The 20,104-nt window shown below is 59.9% G+C and carries 22 protein-coding genes; 2 read left to right on the forward strand and 20 right to left on the reverse strand.

Going from position 1 to position 20,104, the window contains the following annotated elements; all coding sequences use genetic code 11:
- Position 1: 1 nt before the first annotated feature.
- From HBN61_RS13135 to HBN61_RS13145, 3 genes are read right to left on the reverse strand one after another with little or no spacing between them, the layout of a single operon-like run.
- Positions 2–1,288 carry a dihydrolipoamide acetyltransferase family protein gene (locus HBN61_RS13135; protein ID WP_170046932.1) on the reverse strand — a complete coding sequence of 429 codons (1,287 nt, stop codon included), beginning with the start codon at positions 1,286–1,288 and terminating at the stop codon, positions 2–4.
- Positions 1,289–2,344, reverse strand: a complete 1,056-nt coding sequence (locus HBN61_RS13140) for an alpha-ketoacid dehydrogenase subunit beta (protein WP_094994457.1) — start codon at positions 2,342–2,344, stop codon at positions 1,289–1,291.
- A gap of 4 nt (positions 2,345–2,348) precedes the next feature.
- Positions 2,349–3,584, reverse strand: a complete 1,236-nt coding sequence (locus tag HBN61_RS13145; RefSeq protein ID WP_170046933.1) for a 3-methyl-2-oxobutanoate dehydrogenase (2-methylpropanoyl-transferring) subunit alpha — start codon at positions 3,582–3,584, stop codon at positions 2,349–2,351.
- Positions 3,585–3,791: 207 nt separating this feature from the next.
- On the opposite strand from HBN61_RS13145, the gene bkdR reads away from it, so the two are divergent.
- Positions 3,792–4,283 carry a Bkd operon transcriptional regulator BkdR gene (gene bkdR / locus HBN61_RS13150; protein ID WP_094994455.1) on the forward strand — a complete coding sequence of 164 codons (492 nt, stop codon included), beginning with the start codon at positions 3,792–3,794 and terminating at the stop codon, positions 4,281–4,283.
- A 37-nt stretch (positions 4,284–4,320) separates the two neighbouring features.
- Here the strand turns inward: bkdR and HBN61_RS13155 are convergent, their stop codons facing one another.
- The 16 genes from HBN61_RS13155 to HBN61_RS13230 form a co-directional block, all read right to left on the reverse strand.
- A complete protein-coding gene (locus HBN61_RS13155; RefSeq protein ID WP_170046934.1) occupies positions 4,321–4,866 on the reverse strand; it encodes a histidine phosphatase family protein in 546 nt (181 codons plus the stop codon).
- A 225-nt stretch (positions 4,867–5,091) separates the two neighbouring features.
- Entirely contained in the window at positions 5,092–5,991 is a 900-nt protein-coding gene (gene lpxO / locus HBN61_RS13160) for a lipid A hydroxylase LpxO (RefSeq protein ID WP_094994453.1), read from the reverse strand.
- Between the two features lie 242 nt (positions 5,992–6,233).
- Complete coding sequence (locus HBN61_RS13165) at positions 6,234–7,160, reverse strand: PfkB family carbohydrate kinase (RefSeq protein WP_170046935.1); 927 nt, start codon at positions 7,158–7,160, stop codon at positions 6,234–6,236.
- Positions 7,153–8,616, reverse strand: coding sequence for a purine-cytosine permease family protein (locus HBN61_RS13170; RefSeq protein WP_170046936.1), 1,464 nt, complete (start codon positions 8,614–8,616; stop codon positions 7,153–7,155). Before HBN61_RS13170 ends, HBN61_RS13165 begins: the two co-directional genes overlap by 8 nt.
- Positions 8,617–8,712: 96 nt before the next feature.
- Positions 8,713–9,717 (reverse strand): ADP-ribosylglycohydrolase family protein, encoded by a 1,005-nt coding sequence (locus tag HBN61_RS13175; RefSeq protein ID WP_170046937.1) that lies wholly within the window; start codon positions 9,715–9,717, stop codon positions 8,713–8,715.
- A complete protein-coding gene (locus HBN61_RS13180) occupies positions 9,714–10,427 on the reverse strand; it encodes a GntR family transcriptional regulator (RefSeq protein WP_169963415.1) in 714 nt (237 codons plus the stop codon). The genes HBN61_RS13175 and HBN61_RS13180 overlap by 4 nt, the downstream gene beginning before the upstream one ends.
- A 154-nt stretch (positions 10,428–10,581) precedes the next feature.
- A complete protein-coding gene (locus tag HBN61_RS13185; protein ID WP_169963413.1) occupies positions 10,582–11,271 on the reverse strand; it encodes an endonuclease in 690 nt (229 codons plus the stop codon).
- Positions 11,272–11,275: 4 nt separating this feature from the next.
- Positions 11,276–11,527 carry a DUF1654 domain-containing protein gene (locus HBN61_RS13190; RefSeq protein WP_094994447.1) on the reverse strand — a complete coding sequence of 84 codons (252 nt, stop codon included), beginning with the start codon at positions 11,525–11,527 and terminating at the stop codon, positions 11,276–11,278.
- Between the two features lie 160 nt (positions 11,528–11,687).
- Complete coding sequence (locus HBN61_RS13195; protein WP_170046938.1) at positions 11,688–12,593, reverse strand: metal ABC transporter solute-binding protein, Zn/Mn family; 906 nt, start codon at positions 12,591–12,593, stop codon at positions 11,688–11,690.
- Positions 12,594–13,493 (reverse strand): metal ABC transporter permease, encoded by a 900-nt coding sequence (locus tag HBN61_RS13200; protein WP_094994445.1) that lies wholly within the window; start codon positions 13,491–13,493, stop codon positions 12,594–12,596. It lies immediately after the preceding gene.
- Positions 13,490–14,245 (reverse strand): metal ABC transporter ATP-binding protein, encoded by a 756-nt coding sequence (locus HBN61_RS13205; RefSeq protein WP_170046939.1) that lies wholly within the window; start codon positions 14,243–14,245, stop codon positions 13,490–13,492. Before HBN61_RS13205 ends, HBN61_RS13200 begins: the two co-directional genes overlap by 4 nt.
- Complete coding sequence (locus HBN61_RS13210; RefSeq protein WP_170046940.1) at positions 14,242–15,180, reverse strand: metal ABC transporter substrate-binding protein; 939 nt, start codon at positions 15,178–15,180, stop codon at positions 14,242–14,244. The genes HBN61_RS13205 and HBN61_RS13210 overlap by 4 nt, the downstream gene beginning before the upstream one ends.
- A 34-nt stretch (positions 15,181–15,214) precedes the next feature.
- Positions 15,215–15,769, reverse strand: coding sequence for a DUF6162 family protein (locus tag HBN61_RS13215; protein WP_170046941.1), 555 nt, complete (start codon positions 15,767–15,769; stop codon positions 15,215–15,217).
- Positions 15,766–16,071, reverse strand: coding sequence for a hypothetical protein (locus HBN61_RS13220; RefSeq protein WP_262498771.1), 306 nt, complete (start codon positions 16,069–16,071; stop codon positions 15,766–15,768). The genes HBN61_RS13215 and HBN61_RS13220 overlap by 4 nt, the downstream gene beginning before the upstream one ends.
- A gap of 35 nt (positions 16,072–16,106) precedes the next feature.
- Complete coding sequence (locus HBN61_RS13225; protein WP_170046943.1) at positions 16,107–16,649, reverse strand: PA2404 family protein; 543 nt, start codon at positions 16,647–16,649, stop codon at positions 16,107–16,109.
- Positions 16,646–17,854 (reverse strand): PepSY-associated TM helix domain-containing protein, encoded by a 1,209-nt coding sequence (locus HBN61_RS13230; RefSeq protein ID WP_170046962.1) that lies wholly within the window; start codon positions 17,852–17,854, stop codon positions 16,646–16,648. Before HBN61_RS13230 ends, HBN61_RS13225 begins: the two co-directional genes overlap by 4 nt.
- Before the next feature lie 271 nt (positions 17,855–18,125).
- Between HBN61_RS13230 and HBN61_RS13235 the strand changes: the two genes are divergently transcribed.
- Positions 18,126–18,995: a hypothetical protein gene (locus HBN61_RS13235; protein ID WP_170046944.1), complete on the forward strand. Its 870-nt coding sequence runs from the start codon at positions 18,126–18,128 to the stop codon at positions 18,993–18,995.
- A gap of 96 nt (positions 18,996–19,091) precedes the next feature.
- On the opposite strand, the gene HBN61_RS13240 is transcribed toward HBN61_RS13235, so the two are convergent.
- Positions 19,092–20,042, reverse strand: coding sequence for a siderophore-interacting protein (locus HBN61_RS13240; protein WP_170046945.1), 951 nt, complete (start codon positions 20,040–20,042; stop codon positions 19,092–19,094).
- Positions 20,043–20,104 lie beyond the last annotated feature (62 nt).

The raw sequence follows: 20,104 nt of genomic DNA on the forward strand, positions 1-20,104 counted from the left end.
TTCACTCCACAAACAGGGTGGCAGGTTGTTCGAGCAAGCCACGCATGGCCTGGATAAAGAGCGCCGCGTCCATGCCGTCCACCACGCGGTGGTCGAACGAGCTGGAGAGGTTCATCATTTTGCGCACCACGATCTGGCCTTTGACCACCACCGGGCGTTCGACGATGCGGTTGACGCCAATGATCGCCACTTCCGGCAGGTTGACCACCGGGGTACTGACGATTCCGCCCAGCGCGCCGAGGCTGGTCAGGGTAATGGTCGATCCCGACAGGTCGTCGCGGGCGGCCTTGCCAGTGCGCACGGCAGTGGCCAGTCGCGTGATCTCATCCGAAGCGCCCCACAGCGTCAGGGTTTCGGCGTGCTTGACCACGGGGACCATGAGGCCGTTGTCACTTTGCGCCGCCACCCCGACGTGCACCGCGCCAAAGCGGGTAATGACCTGTGCCTGATCGTCATAACGCACGTTGATCTGCGGGAAATCACGCAGTGCAACCACCATGGCCCGCACGAGAAAGGGCAGCAGGGTCAGTTTGCCGCGGCTGTCACCCCATTTCTGGTTGAGCTGGGCGCGCAGTTCTTCGAGGGCCGTCACGTCCACTTCTTCGACGTAGCTGAAATGCGCGGCACGGCGCTTGGCATCTTGCATGCGCTCAGCGATTTTGCGGCGCAGGCCGATGACCGGAATCTGTTGCTCGTCGGTGCGTTTGGCGTAACCGGCCATGGGCGCAGGGCTGGTCTGTGTGTCCTGAGCCAAGTAGGCGTCCAGGTCATCGTGCAGCACGCGGCCAGCGGGGCCGGTGCCGATTACGAAGCGCAATTCGATACCGGCGTCCCACGCGCGTTTACGCACTGCCGGCGAGGCCAGCGGACGCTCATTGGCCTCACGGGCGACCGGTGCCGGGCGCGCCGCAGGTTGGGCAGGCGGGGCGGACACGGCGGCCACTTCGACCCGGGCCTGGGGTGCAGCTTTTGCCGCTGCTGGTGCTGGTGCTGGTGCTGCGGCGGGTTCGACGGGGGCGGCGGCACTTTCGCGCAGGTTGCCAGCCCCTTCGACTTCGATGCGAATCAGTTCGCTGCCCACGGCCATCACTTCACCGGGCTGGCCGCCCAGTGCCAACACCTTGCCCGCCACAGGCGAAGGAATATCCACCGTGGCTTTGTCGGTCATCACGTCGGCAACCACTTGATCTTCGCTGACCATGTCACCGACTTTGACAAACCATTCCACCAGTTCCACTTGCGCAATGCCTTCGCCAATGTCCGGCATCTTAATAACGTGCGTACCCATTCAGACCTCCATAACCCGTTGCAAAGCTGCTCCCACTCGCGCCGGGCCGGGGAAATAAGCCCACTCCTGTGCATGCGGGTAGGGCGTGTCCCAGCCCGTAACACGCTCGATTGGCGCTTCCAGGTAATGGAAACAATGCTCTTGAACCAGTGCGATCAGTTCGGCGCCAAAGCCGCACGTGCGGGTGGCCTCGTGCACGACAACGCAACGGCGGGTCTTTTTCACGGAATTGACGATGGCATCCAGGTCCAGTGGCCACAGGCTGCGCAGGTCAATGACTTCGGCGTCAATGCCGGTTTCTTCAGCTGCGACTTGCGCCACATACACGGTGGTGCCGTAGGTGAGGATGGTGACTTCAGTGCCGGGGCGCACGATGGCTGCGCAGTCCAGCGGAACGGTGTAATAGCCGTCCGGTACCAGGCTGGCGGCGTGTTTGGACCATGGGGTCACGGGGCGTTCGTGGTGACCGTCAAACGGGCCGTTGTACAGGCGCTTGGGTTCGAGAAAAATCACCGGGTCATCGTTTTCGATGGCGGCGATCAGCAGGCCTTTGGCGTCGTAGGGGTTGGACGGCATCACCGTGCGCAGGCCGCAGACCTGGGTGAACATCGCTTCAGGGCTCTGGCTGTGGGTCTGGCCGCCGTAAATTCCCCCGCCGCAGGGCATGCGCAGGGTCATCGGCGCAATGAATTCGCCAGCCGAGCGGTAACGCAAACGGGCAGCTTCGGAGACGATTTGATCAGACGCCGGGTAGAAGTAGTCGGCAAACTGGATCTCGGCCACCGGGCGCAGGCCGTACGCCCCCATACCGACCGCTGCGCCGACGATGCCGCTTTCGGAGATCGGCGCGTCGAATACCCGCGATTTGCCATATTTGGCCTGCAGGCCTTCGGTGCAGCGGAATACACCGCCGAAGTAGCCCACGTCCTGACCAAACACCACCACGTTATCGTCGCGCTCAAGCATCACGTCCATGGCCGAGCGCAAGGCCTGGATCATCGTCATGGTGCTGGTGCTCACGGCGTTCTCCATCTGAATTTTATTGTTGTCGTTCATCTGGTTATAACCCCAATTGCTGACGTTGCCGACGCAGGTGCTCGGGCATGTCCTTGTACACGTCCTCAAAAATCGTCGCCGCGCTCGGCATCTGCCCGCCCGCCAGGGTGCCGAAACGTTCGGCTTCCTTTTGTGCGCCGATGATTTCGGCTTCGAGCTCGGCGCTGACTGCCGCGTGTTCTTCTTCGGACCAATTGCCCGTGGCGATCAGGTGCTGTTTAAGGCGAATGATCGGATCACCCAGCGGGAAGTGGCTCCAGTCATCCGCAGGGCGGTACTTGGAAGGGTCATCAGAGGTTGAATGCGGGCCTGCGCGATAGGTGACCCATTCGATCAGCGTCGGGCCCAGATTGCGGCGGGCACGTTCAGCAGCCCATACCGAGGCCGCGTAGACGGCGATGAAGTCGTTGCCGTCGACCCGCAGGGAAGCGATGCCGCACCCCACGCCACGCCCGGCGAAGGTCGTGGATTCGCCCCCGGCGATGGCCTGGAACGTGGAAATGGCCCATTGGTTATTCACCACGTTGAGGATTACCGGAGCGCGGTACACGTGGGCGAAGGTAAGGGCGGTGTGGAAATCGGATTCGGCGGTAGCGCCGTCGCCGATCCAGGCGGAAGCAATTTTGGTATCACCCTTGATGGCCGACGCCATGCCCCAGCCCACCGCCTGTACGAATTGGGTGGCGAGGTTCCCGGAAATACTGAAGAAACCGTAGTCGCGTACCGAATACATGATTGGCAACTGGCGGCCCTTGAGTGGGTCGCGCTCGTTGGACAGCAACTGGTAGATCAGGTCCACCAACGGCACGTCGCGGGCCATCAGGATGCTTTGCTGGCGATAGGTGGGGAAGCACATGTCGTCAAGGTTCAGTGCCAGCGCCTGAGCACTGCCGATGGCTTCTTCGCCCAGGCTTTGCATGTAAAACGACATTTTTTTCTGCCGCTGGGCGACCACCATGCGGGCGTCAAAGATGCGGGTTTTGAGCATGGCGCGCATGCCGGCGCGCAGCACGTGCATCGGAACGCCTTCGGCCCACGGACCAAGGGCCTGGCCTTGATCATCGAGCACGCGAATCAGGCCCTTGGCCAAGTCGGCGGTGTCTGCCGGTTCTACATCGATGGGCGGCTTGCGTACCAGGCCGGCGTCGGTCAAACGCAGGTAGCTGAAATCGGTCTTGCAGCCCGGACGGCCGGAAGGTTCAGGAACGTGCAGGCGCAGTGGTGCATATTCTTCATTCATGGCTTTCTCTACGCTCGATCTTGTCGTGTTTTATTAGGGCGCGGGAGCTAAGTACTGCATGCAAGAAATGTCAGGTGAACCGCCAGATCTTGTCCTACAACAATCATATTCCGGACAGTGAAGAATATTTATCTGTAGTTCGTTGTGCTTTACAGCGAATAAGGATAAGAATTCTGCATAAACATAAAAAACAGGTGGTTTTGTCTCATGCGCAAGCTGGATCGAACGGATATCGGGATTCTCAACAGCCTTCAGGAGAACGCGCGCATCACCAATGCGGACCTTGCGCGCTCGGTAAACCTGTCGCCCACCCCGTGTTTCAACCGGGTCAAAGCGATGGAGGAGCAGGGGTTGATTCGCGAGCAAGTGACTTTGCTCGACGCCGACATGCTGGGCCTGCACGTCAACGTGTTCATTCACGTCAGCCTGGAGAAACAGGTGGAAGAGGCCCTGCAACATTTCGAAGCTGCCATTTCGGACCGGCCTGAAGTGATGGAGTGCTATTTGATGGCGGGGGACCCCGACTATCTGATTCGCGTACTGGTGCCGAGCATTCAGGCGCTTGAGCGCTTCATGATGGACTTCCTGACCAAGGTGCCGGGTGTTGCCAACATCCGCTCCAGCTTTGCCCTCAAGCAAGTGCGTTACAAAACCGCGCTGCCGTTGCCGCCGGGCGGGTTGGTGCTTGAAGAACGCTGAGTCGGGCGGGGGCCTGCCCGCCGCGATGTATCTCAACTCAGAACCGCAGGCGCCAGCGTTCGTTAAAACGCAAATCCACGATGGCTAATGGTTCTATGTCAATGAGGTTGAACGAGTCGGTGCTGGCAGCCAAGGCGTGCAAAATGGCGGCACGGATCACGAACGGATGTGTGACCACGGCAAAATGGCCTTCCTCACGGAACCCCTCTAGCCAAGTGCCGACCCGCAAGCAGAGGTCCTGCACCGACTCGCCATGGTGCGGCGCGGCATAGGGAGTGCTGAGCCAGTTGGCCACTGCTTGCGGGCAGCTTTCTTGCAGCTCTGACAGGCTTTGGCCTCGCCAGTCGCCAAAATCGTAGTCTTCAAGCGCAGGCACGATCTCAATGTCGCTGCCCAAGGCATGGGCAGTTTGCAGGGTTCGGATCTCAGGGGCGCAGAGAATCCGCACCGGCTTTTTCAGCACTGTGGCCAACTGCCCTGCCTTTTCCAGGCTTTTGCTTTCTGCCGGTTCATCTTCCGGGAACCGGCCCAGGCGCTGGGCCTCGGTACGGGCATGGCAAATAAGACTGAGACGAGTGGGCATGGTGCAGACCTCCAGCGTTCTGTCACACAATCGCCTGCAACGGCGGTTCTTCAATCGGATGCAGGTGAGTATATGGGCGCGCCCTGGCAACTCAAGGCGCATTGCCATGATGGCTGATTAGCGCAAGGTTCGGAGCAAGACTGGATGCGTGCGTCATGAGGGGTCAGCGCCGCGTAGCCGCCAGGGAGATGAGCGACTACGCGTTTTGGGGCATCGGTTAGCGGGTCAGATAAGCAGGAACAATGCCAGCAGCCCCCCGAAAATGGCCCATTTCTCCAGGTAATAGCGGGTGCGGTTGCGTTTTTTCAGTTCCTTGCCGCGCAGTCGGATCTTGTACAGCTTGGTAAATGCACGGTTGAGGCCGCCGACCTTGTCATTGGCGTCGTTTGGCGAGCTGGCGGAGGCCATGACCGTGCGGCTGAACCATTGGTTGAACGCAGCCGCCCAGCGGTACTTCATCGGGCGCTCAACGTCGCAGAACAGAATGATGCGGTTTTTGTCGGTTTTGTTTTCGGCGTAGTGGATAAAGGTTTCATCAAACATCACGCCTTCACCGTCCCGCCACGCATAATTCTGGCCGTCGACATTGATGTAGCAATCCGGATCGTTAGGCGTGTCCAGGCCCAAGTGGTAACGCAACGAACCCGCATAAGGGTCGCGGTGACGCACCAGTTTCGAGCCGGGCGGTAACTCAGCAAACATGGCGGCCTTGATCGTGCCAATGCCATTAAGCAGTTCGATGGTGCGCGGGCACAGCTCGACCGCCGACGGGTGATTGTCGCCGTACCATTTGAGGTAGAAGCGCTTCCAGCCGGTTTTGAAAAACGAGTTGAACCCCACGTCATTCGGTTGCTCAGAGCGTTTGATTTCGCCTGCCTGCATCAGCTTGCGCGCTTCTTCGCGTATTTCTTCCCAGTGATCTTGCAAAGGCTGCAGTTCTGGAAAGTCCGCAGGCTTGAGATAAGGCTGAGCGGGCACTTTGGAGAACAAATACAGAAAGCAGTTGATCGGCGCCAGGAAGGTGGAGTGGTCGCTTAATTGACGGCTCAGCTTATGCCGAACCTTGCCCCGCAAGTGGACATATGCGATGGACAAAACGTAGACAGCAATAATGATGAGTTTCAAGAGTATCGTCACAAGTCGAGAGAAAACGCCGCCCTGTTAGCACGCAAATGGCTCGGGAAACGTAAGCGTTTTCCGAAGGTTGGTGCTGTAGGAGGGAAGTCAAAGGGCAAGGTTAAAACAGCCCTTTGGGCATTTTCCAGCTTTTATGCAGGTTTTATACACTTCTGGTTACAGTCTTTGGTCGGGTTGATTGTAAGAAATACCCTTAAAGCTGTGCAGAAATGGAATTTGACTTGGACCGCTCAGGTGCGTTGATCGGCCAGGAACGCATCGATCTGCGCCCTGGTCGGTGCCGTGGCCGGCCCTCTGCGTGTGACCGCGATGGCCGCCGCTGCGTTGGCCCGGCGTGCGGCTTCACACGGGGCAACCCCGGTTGCCAGCGCGGCCAGCATCACCCCGGTATGAGCATCACCTGCGCCATTGGTGTCCAGCGCCTGCACTGTGAACCCGGCAATCGGGTGATGGCCCTGAGCATCGCTGACCCGGCAGCCATGCGGGCCATCTCGGACCACCTTCAGGCAGGTACCGGGCAAACGTGCATCCAGGGCCCTCAAGGCTTCGTCCAGCGTGCGGGTACCTGTCAGGGCCTGGGCTTCATGACGATTGCTGGTCCACAGGTTCAGGCGCGGCAAGAGCGCGTCCAGTAGGGCTGGCGCTATGTCGAGGAGCAACGGGCCGGGGTCAAAACTCAGGTGGATGTCGTTCGGCAACGCCAGCAGCCACGCGATTAACGGTTGCGCTTTGCCAGGCTCAAGCAGGCTATAACCGCTGACATACACATAGTCATCTTGCGCCACCCGTACCTGTTGCAGGTCATCAGCGGTCAACACGCCCTCGACGCCGATGTACGAAATGAAAGTACGTTCGGCGCTGGCTTCGGTCAGGGCGACGCATAACCCGGTGTCTTGGTGCGGGTCGGGCGGCAGGGTCGCGGTGATGCCTTCGCTGAACATGGCCTGACGCGCCAGTTCACCCATCTGGCCCTGACCGTGTCGCCCCAGGTACGCGGTGTCCAGGCCGCTGCGCCGCGCAGCAGCCATGACATTAAAGCCGCCCCCGGCCTGAAAGCTGGCACTGCTGGCCAGCGCATCACCGCCCGAGGGCGGCAGGGTGTCGAGGGCCATGACCAGATCGATGATGATTTGGCCTGTGTGCAGCAACCTAGGCATGGGCAGGCTCCGTGACACTCAGACGCCGATCCCGGGCGCCGCCCAGCAGGGCATACAACCCGCCAGCCACCACAAATGTCACCACCCAGCCCATCCCGTTATGCCCCAGCCAGGAATCTGCCAGCGGGCCGACAAACCAGTCCGCTTCGCTGCTGCCCACTCGGGTAAAGCAAAACCCCAGGATCAGCGCCACGGCCCAGGCGCTCAAGGCGCGCCATTCAATGCCGCCGCTATACCAATAGGCACTGCGAGGGCTGGCGTCCATCAAGTCCCGGGGGCTGTAGTAATGACGATGGATCAGGTCCACAACAAAGATGGCGACCCACGCGGTAATCGGAATGGCCGTCAGGGAGATAAAGGTAATGAAGGGTCCATAAAATCCGTCTGCGTACAACATGAAGTAAATCGAACCACTCAGGATGGCGACGATATCCACGACCACCGCCTGAACCCGTTTGAGTTTTACCCCGAGGGTTAACGTGGTCAGGCCCGCCGAGTACACCGACAGGTGGTTGGACAGCAACAGACCGCCGAAGGCGCTGAGTAGATAGGGCACGGCCATCCAGGCGGGTAACAGGTTGCGGATGGCGGCAACCGGGTCGGTGGCCGAGGCCAATTCATGATTGCCCACGGTCAGCAAACCGCCGAGCGTAATGAGCAGCACCAGCGGTATGCCGGCGCCCAAGGCGGCAGACGCTACCAGTTGCGGACCACTGACGCTGTGTTTCTGATAGCGCGACATGTCGGCCCCGGCATTCGCCCAGCCGATGCCCGTGCCTGCGGCCATGATGCCGATACCAATAATCACCGCACTCATGGGGGCGGAAGGCGCTGCAAACACGCCTTGCCAGTCGATAGTTGCGCACAGGAATCCGCCGACCAGCACGTTGAGGGCGCCAAACACGTACGTGGCCCATTTTTGGATGACCAGCAAGGTGGCGTGACCCAGCCCGGAAACCGACAACGTGAGCAGGGCAAAAATGGCGATGAACAGCAGGGTCAGGAGCGGGGCGCTTTTGGCGTCGGTCGGGGTGCCAAAGAGGATGGCACTCAGGGCCAGCAACACAAACGCCGCAGTGATGGTATTCACGGTTTCCCAGCCCACCCTCGACATCAGCGACACCAGTGTCGGACCGATATTGCCGCGCACGCCGAAAATGGCCCGCGACAAGGTCAGGCTCGGTGCCCGGCCACGTCGGCCCGCAATGGAAATGACCCCGACCACGGCGAATGAGCCTGCGGCGCCGATCAACGCGACGAGCATCACTTGCCAGATCGCCAACTGGTGAAAGGCCACCAGCGTGGCGCCCAAGGGCAGGCCCAAAATACTGATGTTTGCAGCGAACCAAACCCAGAACAATTGCAGCGGATTGCCATTGCACTCAATGTCCGGGACGGGCTCGATACCCCGGGTTTCCAATTGTCCGGCGCTGTGGCCGACGTGAGGGTGGCTCATGGGTGTCGCTCCTGATGCTTTTTTATCGTTTTTAAACAGCGTGCCACGCCGGTTTCGGGCAGCAAGCCGGAGTGCAGTCCATTGCGAGGGGGTGAGCTAAGCGTTGCGAAGGGCCAATAGCGCCTGTACCAGCGGTTCAAGTTGTAAATGATTGACGTCTTGCACGTGCCTGATCAGTGGCGTGGGCCAGGCGCCAAGACCCTCACAGGCGCCCAGCATAGCCCCGAGCACGGCGGCGATGGTGTCCGTGTCGCCGCCAATGCTGGCGGCCATGCACACGGCATCAAAGCTGCTCATGTAGCCACTGGCCACCCGCTGTGCCAACGCGAAGGCGGCGACCACCGATTCTTGCGAAGCGACCGAGGTGCCTATGACGTCGTACAACAGGTCCCCGACGTTATCGTTGTTGCAATGCGCGCTGGCGTCCCGGGCCCAACGTAGGCGTGGCCCGATACGTGCACCCGCCACCCAGTGGCCGTAATGCTCGGCCATGTAGGCGATTTCAGTGGCGGCATTCAAGGCGTGTTCGAGTGGTTTGCCATTAATCCCGCTGGACACCACGGCTGCCACGGCGGCAGCGCTGGCGATGCCCAGGCTGGTGTTGTGGGTGACTTGGCAGGCTTGAACCACCGCGGTGATAAACCGTTCTTGCTGCGCCACATCGCTGACGATGCCCACAGGCGTAATGCGCATGGCCGCACCGTTGGTGGTGCCATAACGGCCCGCTTCATCGGGGCTGTGGCCCGCCAGGATCAGGCTGATGGCCCGCTTGGTGGATGGCCCCAGCAAGTCTTGCGAGCCTTTGGCCTGCATTCCGGCCTCCCAGTCGATCAGCCGTTGTGCCAATTGGTCGGGAGGGATGCAGGCCTGGTTTTCGATAAGTAGCTGACCGACGAGCAGGGCTTGCTCGGTGTCGTCGGTGATTGAGCCCTTGGGCATGTTCGGCGCAATGGGCTGGTCGGCGGGCGCGTCTTCCAGCGTGGTGATGTGACCGAAGCGGGCAACGATGTCGGCACGGCTGAACGACTGCGTGGGCATGCCAAGCGCGTCCCCCAGGGCCAGCCCGTAAAACGCGCCCAGCGCCCGATCACGTTGTGTCATGTGGGTGTTCCGAATGACTGGTGCATGCGGAAGTGCTGCGGATCGAGCCAGCTTTCGACCTGCTCCATGAAACGGCCTTGCCGGTCATAGGTGGTGCGCAAAGCGCTGAGGAATACAGTGCCGGCGGGACGCCCGAGTAACAGCGCGTCTTCTTCGCCCAACGGCTCGGCACCGATCCATTGATCGCCACGCTCACCCACAAAGCCATAGGCGGCGAGGGTGATCGTGAGTGAATCGTCGATTAGTCCGACCCGTGGCAAGCTTTCAAGGCCGTTGGTGGCCGGCATCAATGAGCGCTCCAGTGACACCGCAGTGCCATCGGCGCGACGGCGTCGACGGTCCAGGGTAATGAACTGGCTGACACCAAACTGAGGGAGCAATTCTGGGCGCTCAATGGCTTCGAAACGCAACAGTTCGGTATGGATGCGCGCGCCGGTATCGGCCAGCGCCTGGGTCCAGCCATTGTGTTGGTCCAAGGTGATGCCGTCGTAGGTCACGACAGATCCGCCACCCGTGCGGGTCGCGATGTAACGGCGGCGTTCGAGTTCGCTCAAGGCCTGACGCAACGTATTGCGGCTGACACCCAGTTCTTGCGCCAACTTGTCTTCTTCCGGCAGGGGTAAACCATCAACTAAAAGCCCGTTTTCTATTCGGTGAACAAGTTCTTCTACCACGTGTTGTTTCTTATTGAATCGAGCTTGTCTAATCATGTGCAGAGTAATAGCTCAATAATGGCACTTCGGCAATAAATGGGCCTCTGGATCGAGGGCAAATTCCATGACGCGACGTCTGGGCGACGACGAGAAAAACCCTTGAACCTGGCGCAGATGCGGGATTCAAGGGTGTGTAAAAACGCGCGTAGATCTAGCCGCAGGCCTTGAGATTGACGGGCCCGACGAAGTCGTTACCCCGGCCCATGACACAGGCGACGGCCTGGTTACGCTGACGCTCCCAGGCTTGCACCGGGTACGTCTTGTTCCACGCTTCGTATAACTGGCGATCCTGTTTGGACAAGCGCAAATTGTAGCGCTTGCTCATGTAGAAATAGGTGCGTGCAATCATCCCCCGGATGGAAGGTCGGGGCATGACTTTTTTGGCCTTGAAGTCCACTTGGGTCAGGCACGAACCGTATTGCCCCGGCTGCTGCGGTAGCCAGCCAAAACTGAAATTGTTGCGATCGCCGTTGACCTCTCCAATGCTCGGCACCAGGTTATGCAAATCGGCTTCTGCCACTTTGTACACCGGGTCATTGCGGGTGCAGTTTTTACGTCCTCCTTTTTGCCAGCACTGGCGTTGATGGCCAATCTGCCAGGCGGGCACGATGTGTTCCCATTCGATGCGTGCCGCGCGGTTGGCATTCTTGCGCGGCACATAACCACAGGCTTGCAGGTTGACGCGGTTACCTGTGTATTTGCAGCCACAGTAAAACTCGGTGGATTGAGGTGCGTAGAGTTTCCAGGCAACCTTTTTCGCTTCACTAAAGGTTTGCGGCGCAGCCGCTTGAACGCTTAAAACAGTGAAGAGGCTGGCAAATGCCAGTAAACAAACCCTCATTGACTCAGTCTTCCTCAAGCACAGTCCAGAAAACATTCACACCACCATCATCGCGGTGTGCAACGGTGACGTTGTCGTTTTCGGAGATTTCTTCCAGCAGGCGCTCCCAGAACTCCGGGTTATCGCCTTCCTGAGGCAAAAGGACCGCCATTTTGGCTTTTTGTGCCTTGGGAGAGCTAATTTCTTTTTGTATGCGAAGTCCGAACAATTCGTAGGGGGACGGTGGAGTAGGTGCTTTCGCTGCTTTTTTAGCCATGATGCGGTCCTTGGTTAGCTGTATGTGCATACAGTATTTAACTGCGCGGCATTTCGCAACCTTTTGGTGCGTCGTCATGGCGGGTCATGCGCAGTCAACGCGTCTTGGGGCGCGGCGCCAACCCGGTTGTGCACGCGGTACATACACCCTCGGCAGGGTATTACCTGTGGCTGAGCGCCGTGATGAGGGTCTCAATAGTCGCTTGCAACTGCGCCACCGGGTCAGCCCCGTCGGCGCGGATCACCACCAGCTCACTGCCGCTTTGTGCCACGGCGGTTTTCAGCGCTTCGCTGGGTGCGCGATGGTCCAGGACCAGCGCCACGTCGTTGTCTTTAAGGGTTTGCGTCAGGGTTTTGAGGGCTTCGGGGGGCCAGGGCTGGTCTGCTGGATGATCGATCGTCACCGGTTCCAGATTCAACCCTGCCACCAGGTAATCGAGTCGGTCGGACAGGTTGACGACGCTCAGGTTGTCGACGTGGGCCAACTGCTGTTCGCTGTCGGCGCTGAGTTTCAACAGGCGTTGCTTGAGGGTGGCCAGATTGGCTTCGATCTGCGGCTTGGCGTCAGGGGCCAGCCGCGCCAGATCGGCTGCCATGACGTCCGCCATGCGCCCCATGTTATTGCTGACCAGCCACGGTTGGCTGTTCAGGCCATCGCGCTCGGCGCCCGGTTGCAAGGCGATACCCGGCAGGCTGCCATCCACCGGGCGTGCGGCGTCGATTTCGACGATGCGTATATTGCTGCGACGTGCCATGGGGTAGAGCGGGTCGTCGCGCCATACCGAGCGCAGACCAATCACGGCGTCGGCGTGTTCGGCCAGTTGGTGCAGCGCACCCGCGCCGCGCCCGCTGAAGTAAGCGCTTTGGCGGCTGCCCGGCAAATTGGCAGCTGCAGCGCGCTCCAGAATCACGCCTGTGTCCTTGAGCAGCAACTGGCCCAGGCCCACGGTGATCGGCACGCTGGCCAGAATGTGCACCGGTTGGGCAGGCAGATCGGCGGCCATGAGTGGGGTGCTGAGCAAGCCGGTCAGGGCCAGTGTGAGGGTGAGTGTGCGCAGAGTTGGCATTTATCCAATATTCCCTTTCAGGCTGGGGAGCACGCCGCGGGCGATAGCGGCGAGGGCGAAGGCGATACCGGCCACCAGAATGATTGCGGCGCCGGAGGGGATTGGCAGGTCGAATACGATGGGCACCATAATTCCGCACAACGTACTGCACGTGGCGATCAATACCGAAATCCAGAAGAAGCCCTTCAGCGACTGGCTTAACAGCCGCGCAGCCGCTGCCGGGATCACCAGCAGGGCGCCGACCAGAATGGCGCCGATGACCTTGACCGCCGCGACCGTGATCAGCGTCACCAGAATCACGAACAGGTAATCCAGCGCTTTGACGGCCACACCGCGCACGGCGGCCAGTTGCGGGTTGAAACTGGCGAGCATGATGCGGTTGTACAGCGGCAGGCTCAGCCCCAGCACCAGTGCGCCAACAATCGCCAGTACCAGCAAATCGTTGCCGTTGACGGTGAGCACGGAACCAAACAGCACGTTTTCGAGAATATGAACGTTAATCTTGCCAGCCAGAATCAGCAGCAAGCTGGCACCCAGCGCCAGTGACACCGAGAGGAAAACGCCAATCAGGGTGTCGGGCGCCAAGCCGGTGCGGTTGCGCAAATAATTGAGTGACACGCCAAACAGCAGGCAATAGCCGAACAGGCTGCCGTATGGCCCGGTGTAGGGTTCGCCGAGCAAAATACCGATGGCCACTCCTGTGAGTGCCGCGTGGCCCACCGCTTCGGAGAAAAACGCGAAGCGCTTGACCACCACCAGCGTACCCAGCCCGCCAAGTACCGGGCCGATCAACAAACCCGCCAGCAACGCGTTGACCACGAACCCGTAGGCCAGCACCTCAGGCAAATAGCCTGCCGAAGCCCAGCCTTGAACCATCAGGCGAAACGCTTCGTAACTCATACGTTAGTGCTCCCGTTACCGGTGGGGTGTGTCGCAAACAGGTCCAGCAGGCGTTCCGGGCTCAGGGTCTGTCCGGGTGGGCCGTCGAACAATACGCGCCGGTTGAGCCCCGTCACGCGTTCGGCCAATCGCTTGACGGCGGCCAGGTCGTGTTCGATCCACACCACGGTTACACCCGCCTGCTGCCAATCCGTGAGTAAGCGTTCAAACACGCGGGCGCCAGCTTCGTCCAGTGCGGACATGGGTTCGTCCAGTACCAAGAGCTGCGGGGCCGGGATCAGGCCCTGAGCCAGCAGTACACGCTGGCGTTCACCGCCGGACAACGCGCCCATGCGGCGCTTGCGTTTGTCCTGCATGCCGACCCGCGCCAGTGCTTCACCAATGGCGGGCGCCACCTTGCGCGACAGGCCCAGAAAGGCTGGGCGACGCTGGCACATGGCGGCCATGAAATCGTCCACGGTCATGGGCAGGCCACGGTCGAATTCCAGTGCTTGCGGCACGTAGCCGATCGGGCCCGTTGCGCCCGGCCAGTTCAGGCACAGCCGACCTTGGTGAGGCATTTGCCCCAGCAGGGTTTTGATGAGCGAACTTTTACCGCCGCCATTGGGGCCAACCAGCGCATGGACGCTGCCGGGGCGGATGGTGAAACTGACGTGATCGAGAATGGGGGTCTGTCCCAGGGTCAGCGAGACCTGATCGAACTCAACCCCCGGGCCGGTGGCGAGGGTGACCAGAGGTTGGGCAGCACTCATGCTCCGGCCTCCTGTATGGCGGTGACCACGGTGTTGAGGTTGCCGGTCATTTCTTTTTCGTATTTGTCGGCGCTGTAGTCGCCATAGGAAATGTGCGACAGCGGGTAGAGCTTGACCCCTGACTCACGCTGGATGGTGTCGACGTAGGTGGAGGGGAAGTCCATCTCCGAGAAAATCACCTTCACATCCAGTGCGCGCAGTTGGTCGATGGTCTTTTTCAACTGGCTCGGGCTGGGTTCGATGCCGTGGGCAGGTTCGACCACGGCCGTGACTTCAAGGCCAAACTCGCGCAATAGATAGTCATAGGCGGCATGCACGGTGGCCACCCGTAAATCTGCATTGGGGGCCCGGGTCAGTTTGGCCAGCGCATCTGCCCGCATCTGGCGCAGGCGTTTGCCATAAGTCCGGGCATTGGCGGTGTAGGTTTTGGCATTGGCCGGGTCCAGCTTGCCCAGCTCGCGGGCGATATTGTTGACCTGGGCAATCGATGCGCTGATGGACAGGAAGGTATGAGGGTTGACCACTTTGCCTGCACCGCGCGCGGCATTGCCGGTGGCGGCCAGCAACGGCACGTTCTGATTGGCCTCTATCACCGGGATGCCGGGCGTTTCGCTGGCTTCGATCATGCGGTCAGCGAAGTCGTCATGGCCCACGCCGTTGAGCACGATCACATCCAGCGTGCCGATGCGTTTGATGTCTTCAGCCCGCGGTTCGTAGGCGTGAGGGTTAAAACCGGCGGGGATCAGCGGCACCACCTCGGCCTTGTCGCCGACGATGTTGCTCACGTAGCTGTAATAGGGGTGCAAAGTGATGCCGATGCGCAAGGGCTTGGCCAGCGGTGTCGGGGTGTCGGCCCAGGCGAGCGGGGCAAGGCACATGGCAAACAGGCCGGCCAGCAACAGGGTGCGGCGACGCAGAACAGATGAAATGGACATGGCGAGCAGTCTTCTCTGAGGTCAAGCGGTGGGTTCAGTGCCGATGCTGGCGAGTGACCCCGGCATCGAAGTGCGCGGTCACTTGCTGCCAGCCGCTCTGGATCAGGGTAGCGTCGCTGAGGTCGGCAGGTACGCTGAGCGTGCTGTTGCGGTTGAGCCATACATCCGGTTGGGTGCCAATGCGCAACAAAAACGAACCCGCGACCTCGGGGTGGGGGCTCACGCCCAGGTACGCCTGGTCGCCCAGCAATTGCCACACGTGGCCCCCACGGCTGACTGAGCTGGCATCGACAGCAAAAGGGGCAAACCCGTCAGCGGCGAGTTCGGACGGCTCGGGCAGCGCATTGGCGTCTTCGCGCAGCAGCCGGATTTCGTCGAGAGTGACCCGCAGGTCGGCGTAGATTCCTTGCTCGGCGGCGTTCATGTCCCGGCGTGCATCCACTTGATGGGCCACTACCGGGGTCTCGGTCAGCGATTCGTGGCGCCACGCCACCACCGCACCGGCAATGCTCAGGATTAACAGGCATAACAGCAGGACGTACAGCGTTTCATGCCCGGCTCCGGCGGGGCGTACCACGTGAGTATTCATGGGGCCTCGATGTCGGCTTGGTCGATTTCGACGATGTGCCCGGGGCCGGCGTCAAACAGCACGTAAAACTCGCCATCGGGTTTTTTGAACGTCAGGCTTGAGTCCTGCCCCAGCTTGCCCGGCATCAGAATGGTTTCGTCGTAACCGATGACGTCGAGGGTGACGCCGGGCGCGCCACTGCCGTCCGAAAACCCGCCCGTACAGCGGATCTGCTCGCCGTCGAGTGCTTTGCATTCGCACATCGGGTTGTGCGCAAACGCCTGATTGCTCATGGCCATGCATGCTGCAAAGCCCGCAGCCATCAGGCGTCGCACAGGGAGTCGGGACAGTTGCACGTTCATTGCTTGCCTCCTTGTTGTTTTAACCAGGCCACGGTGGCCGGTGATGCCGTTTTGAGGGGGATGGATGCTTGATGCACCGAACCGTCCCAGCCTTCGAGGGTGACCCACAGCTCGGCATCCTCTTTAGTACGCAGCGGCACGGGAACGGTGGCGCCCAGGCGATACGGCGTGCCGAAGAAAATCACCCCGGCGGTGCGCAGGCTGCGGGGTTTGCCGATGCGCAGATAGACCGCCTTGACCGGTTCGATGCAGGCGTCGCACAAGGCCGCATTAAAGTTTTTCATGTAGCCCGCCGGCCCGTCCGGACGTGGCGCTTCGTCGCGCAGCTCGGCCAGTTGCAGGCTCCAGGGCCCGACCTGCAGGGTGCCGATGTCACGCTCGCCCAAGCCGCTGTCGCCGCGAAACAGCGACGCATCAGCGAAGTACTTGGGCATGAACCCCAGCGGCACTAGTAACAGCAGTATGTTCAGGTGGAAGCGCCATTTGTGCCACCAGCGGCTCAAGGGCGAGGCGGGCTGTGTGATCACGGCCTTGCTCATGCGTGGGTCTCCGAGGGCGCGTCGGTTCGCGCTTGGGCGGTGTGAGTGGCGTGCGTGCGGGCCGGTTTGTGGCTGCGTTTGAGGGCGTGGGCGGTGGCCAGCGCAGTGCGTTTGGTCCAGATCAGCAACCCGCTCAGCACCATCAGGCTCAGGATCAGGCCGAAGAAGAACCAGATCAACTTGACCCAAATGCCACCAAAGTCGCCGGTGTGCAGGGGGCGCATCGACTCGGTGACCAGCTCCAGCCCGGAGCGGTCGGCAATCATGCGCGAGCCTTCAATCAGACCGTTGTACGGGTTGATCTCGGCGGTCTGGAACAACAGCGGGTACCAGCCCGGGCCGCCGACTTCGATATGGCCGTAAGCATTGCTGGGCAGGCTGATGAAACTGGCTTCGAGCCCGGGGATCTTCTCGGCGGCAATCGACACGGCCTTGTCCAGACTGATCTGCGGCGCCGGGGTGCCGTCGGGCATGATCGGTACATCCTGACGCGCCACCACCGGCGGGTTGCCAGCCGTTGAAATGGAAATCTGGTTATCGAACATGAACGCCTGAATCAGAAACCACAGGCCGGTGATGGAAATCACCGCGATAAACCAGATCGACCAGATGCCGCACAGGCGATGGAAATCGCCCCAAAAAATCCGCGCGCCGTGCTTGAAGCGCAAGTTGGGTTTGAAAAAGCCTTTCCAGAATTTCTTGTAGACCACTAGCCCGGTAATCAACGAGCCCAGCAACGGCAGGCCGAGGAACGATACCAAATACCAGCCCCAGCTGTACCCATTGGTGAACGGCACCAGCCACCAGCCGTGCAGGGCGCGAGTGAAAGCCTTGAAGTTGAAACTCGGGCTCTCGCCCTGAATGGCGCCGGTGTAGGGGTTGATATACAGCGAAGGTGAGCGCCCGTCGGGGTACACCACATCGGCCACCAGCGCGAAGTGGGCCTCGTCCGGGCGGCTGATCGACTGCACTGCCAGGGTGGGCTCGGCCTGATGAAGGGCAGTGAGCACCTGTTCATAGCTGAGCAACGGCGCATCGTCCGAGGGCTGGCTGGCACGGGCTTCAGGGGTCGCCAGCCACACAATTTCCTGGCTGACCACCGCCAGGGTGCCGGTCACGCACACGATCAGCACGAAGAACCAGATCGGCAACGTGAGCCAGCTGTGCACCAGAAACCAGAGCTTGGAACGGGATTTTTTGGACATGGGTAACGGCAAACTCGCGGTTGAGCGGGTGTTAATCGCCATGAGAAGCGATTGCTTATCCATGTAGGACGGATGAGCAGGCCGAAACCCGAACCTTGAGATGTAAAGAATTATTACAGCGCGTTTTCGTAGGGCATTTCAGAGAGGGTATTCAGTTTTGTTGATAGTCACATACATGGAAAAAAATATAGGCATTGCGACCTGTTAATTTATAGATTTATTCATGTGCATCCGTTAAAAACCAGATAAAAAGAAGAGGCAAGGAGTTGCAATGAACGTCAGTCGCCATAAAGAAATACAGGGATATGTTTTGGTGGTGTGTATGTCGCTGATGTCCGGATGTGGGACGTTGATGAGTGAGCGGTCAGGAGGGTTTAGCGGGGTTCGAGAAGATATGAAAATGGCCAAAGAGCCCTTTCTCTGGATAGGTACACTCGGGTTGCTCCCGATGATGGGAATCGCCTCCATGCCGGTGGATTTGGCAGTGGATATTGTTTTGTATCCGATTGATGTTTGGCTAAAGAAGAGGTTGCAGGTCAAAGATCCACCCCGTCCCGTGGGTTATTCGGCCCCGCTTTACAGTATTAATTTAACCGGTGGTGATGACTTCGATTATGCAATTTGGCCGCGTTATGATGCACCTCGAAACAACACTGATTTCATTGGCACGACTGCGACCCTGAAGGAGGATAGCTATACGGCTCGTGCCGTGTCAGCGCCCCGCTCCGCAGGGGGTATCAAACCCGTTGCAGGCGTCATCAACCCGCCACGGTTGTTTTCACGTTATCCCTACGATTCAGGCACAACATACAGTTTTCACAAAGTGGGTCCGGTGTATCAGGCGGCGAATGGTGAGCATTATCGAAATACAATAAAAATAAAAGAAGCACTTCTGGCCCCCGTCGACGAGGTCGCAGACAATTCCATCATCCTTTTTTTCATGCCGTGTAATGAAGTTGTGTTCTTTCGTTCCAGTCGGGCCGACTACGACGCGGGTGCGTTATACCGGCCTGATGTGCAGGCCTTATATAAAACATTGAAAAATCAATCCGCGCTCGCTAAATGCCCTGTCCCTGATGTGAATGACAAAGCAATTGTTATTCAGGGTGAAAAGTATCGAAAGTCCGAAGTTGATGTGTGATTAATTACCTGTTGTTGTCGAACGCGCTGACGGGTCAAGCGACTCAAGTGTGCGCGGTTGAACAGGGTTATGCTCAATCGCGACACACTTTAGGTGTTATTCCAGCGACCGCCCCTGTTTCCAATACCCCATTAACGTCAGTTGCTGACGTGCCAGCCCTTGTTCGTTGATCAAGAATTGTCGTATGGCCATCACGGCTGCGGACTCGCCCGCAATCCATGCATAAAAGTCGCCCTGTTTGGCGCTGGCGCGCTCCCATGGGCGCTGCGTGTTTAAATCCAATGCTTCTACAGGCGTTGCAATGTGCAGTGCTGCACGCATCGGCGGCAAGCTCGCCAGTTCCCGGGCCGCCAGGATCATGCCTTCGCCGTGGCGTTTGCCCAGGCTGGCGCGGGGCAGCCAATGCACCTTGGCATTGAGGCCGCAGAGCAGGGGCAGGCAGTCCGCCTCTTCGGGGACCTCGATAAAGGCTTGAACGTGCGGCGCATCGGGATGGTCGGCCAGTTGTTCCAGAATTCCGGCCATCGCCGGCAGTGCGGTTTCGTCGCCGATCAATAACACGTGGCGCACCCCGTCAGGCGGCTGCCATTCATAGCCACCGGGGTCGCCCCGGTACGCCGCATGAGGCGCGACGATCTGCAAGCGGTCACCCGGCTGGCAGTGCATGGCCCAGCGCGAGGCCGGGCCTGTTTCCCCATGCAAGACGAAGTCGATGTCCAGCTCGTGGGCATCGGGCTGCAGGTTGCGCAGGGTGTAGGTGCGCATGGGCGGTGTTTTCTCGGCGCTCAAGGCTCGTCGCGCCGCTTGCCAGTCACCGCTCTTGGGCAGGCAGGGCGAGGTGCCATCGGTGCTCGGAAAGAACAGCTTGACCCGCTGATCCGGCGCCAGTATTTGCATCAGCCCCACCTCATCGCCGGTAAAAACGAAACGCATCAGCGAAGGGCTCAAGGCGATGCGCTGTTTGAGGCGGATGTCGAACAGTTCATAACCGCCGGGTTTGCTCAGGCGTTTGCGCAGAGCGTGCACCAGCGTCGCGGCGACAGACATAAACAGCACCTTGGTCAGTGGATGTCATGCTTGATAACGAGTGAGTGCTGCCGGTATTTACC

The sequence above is a fragment of the Pseudomonas sp. WS 5071 genome (genome assembly GCF_012985765.1).
In the GTDB taxonomy this organism is placed as follows: domain Bacteria; phylum Pseudomonadota; class Gammaproteobacteria; order Pseudomonadales; family Pseudomonadaceae; genus Aquipseudomonas; species Aquipseudomonas lundensis_A.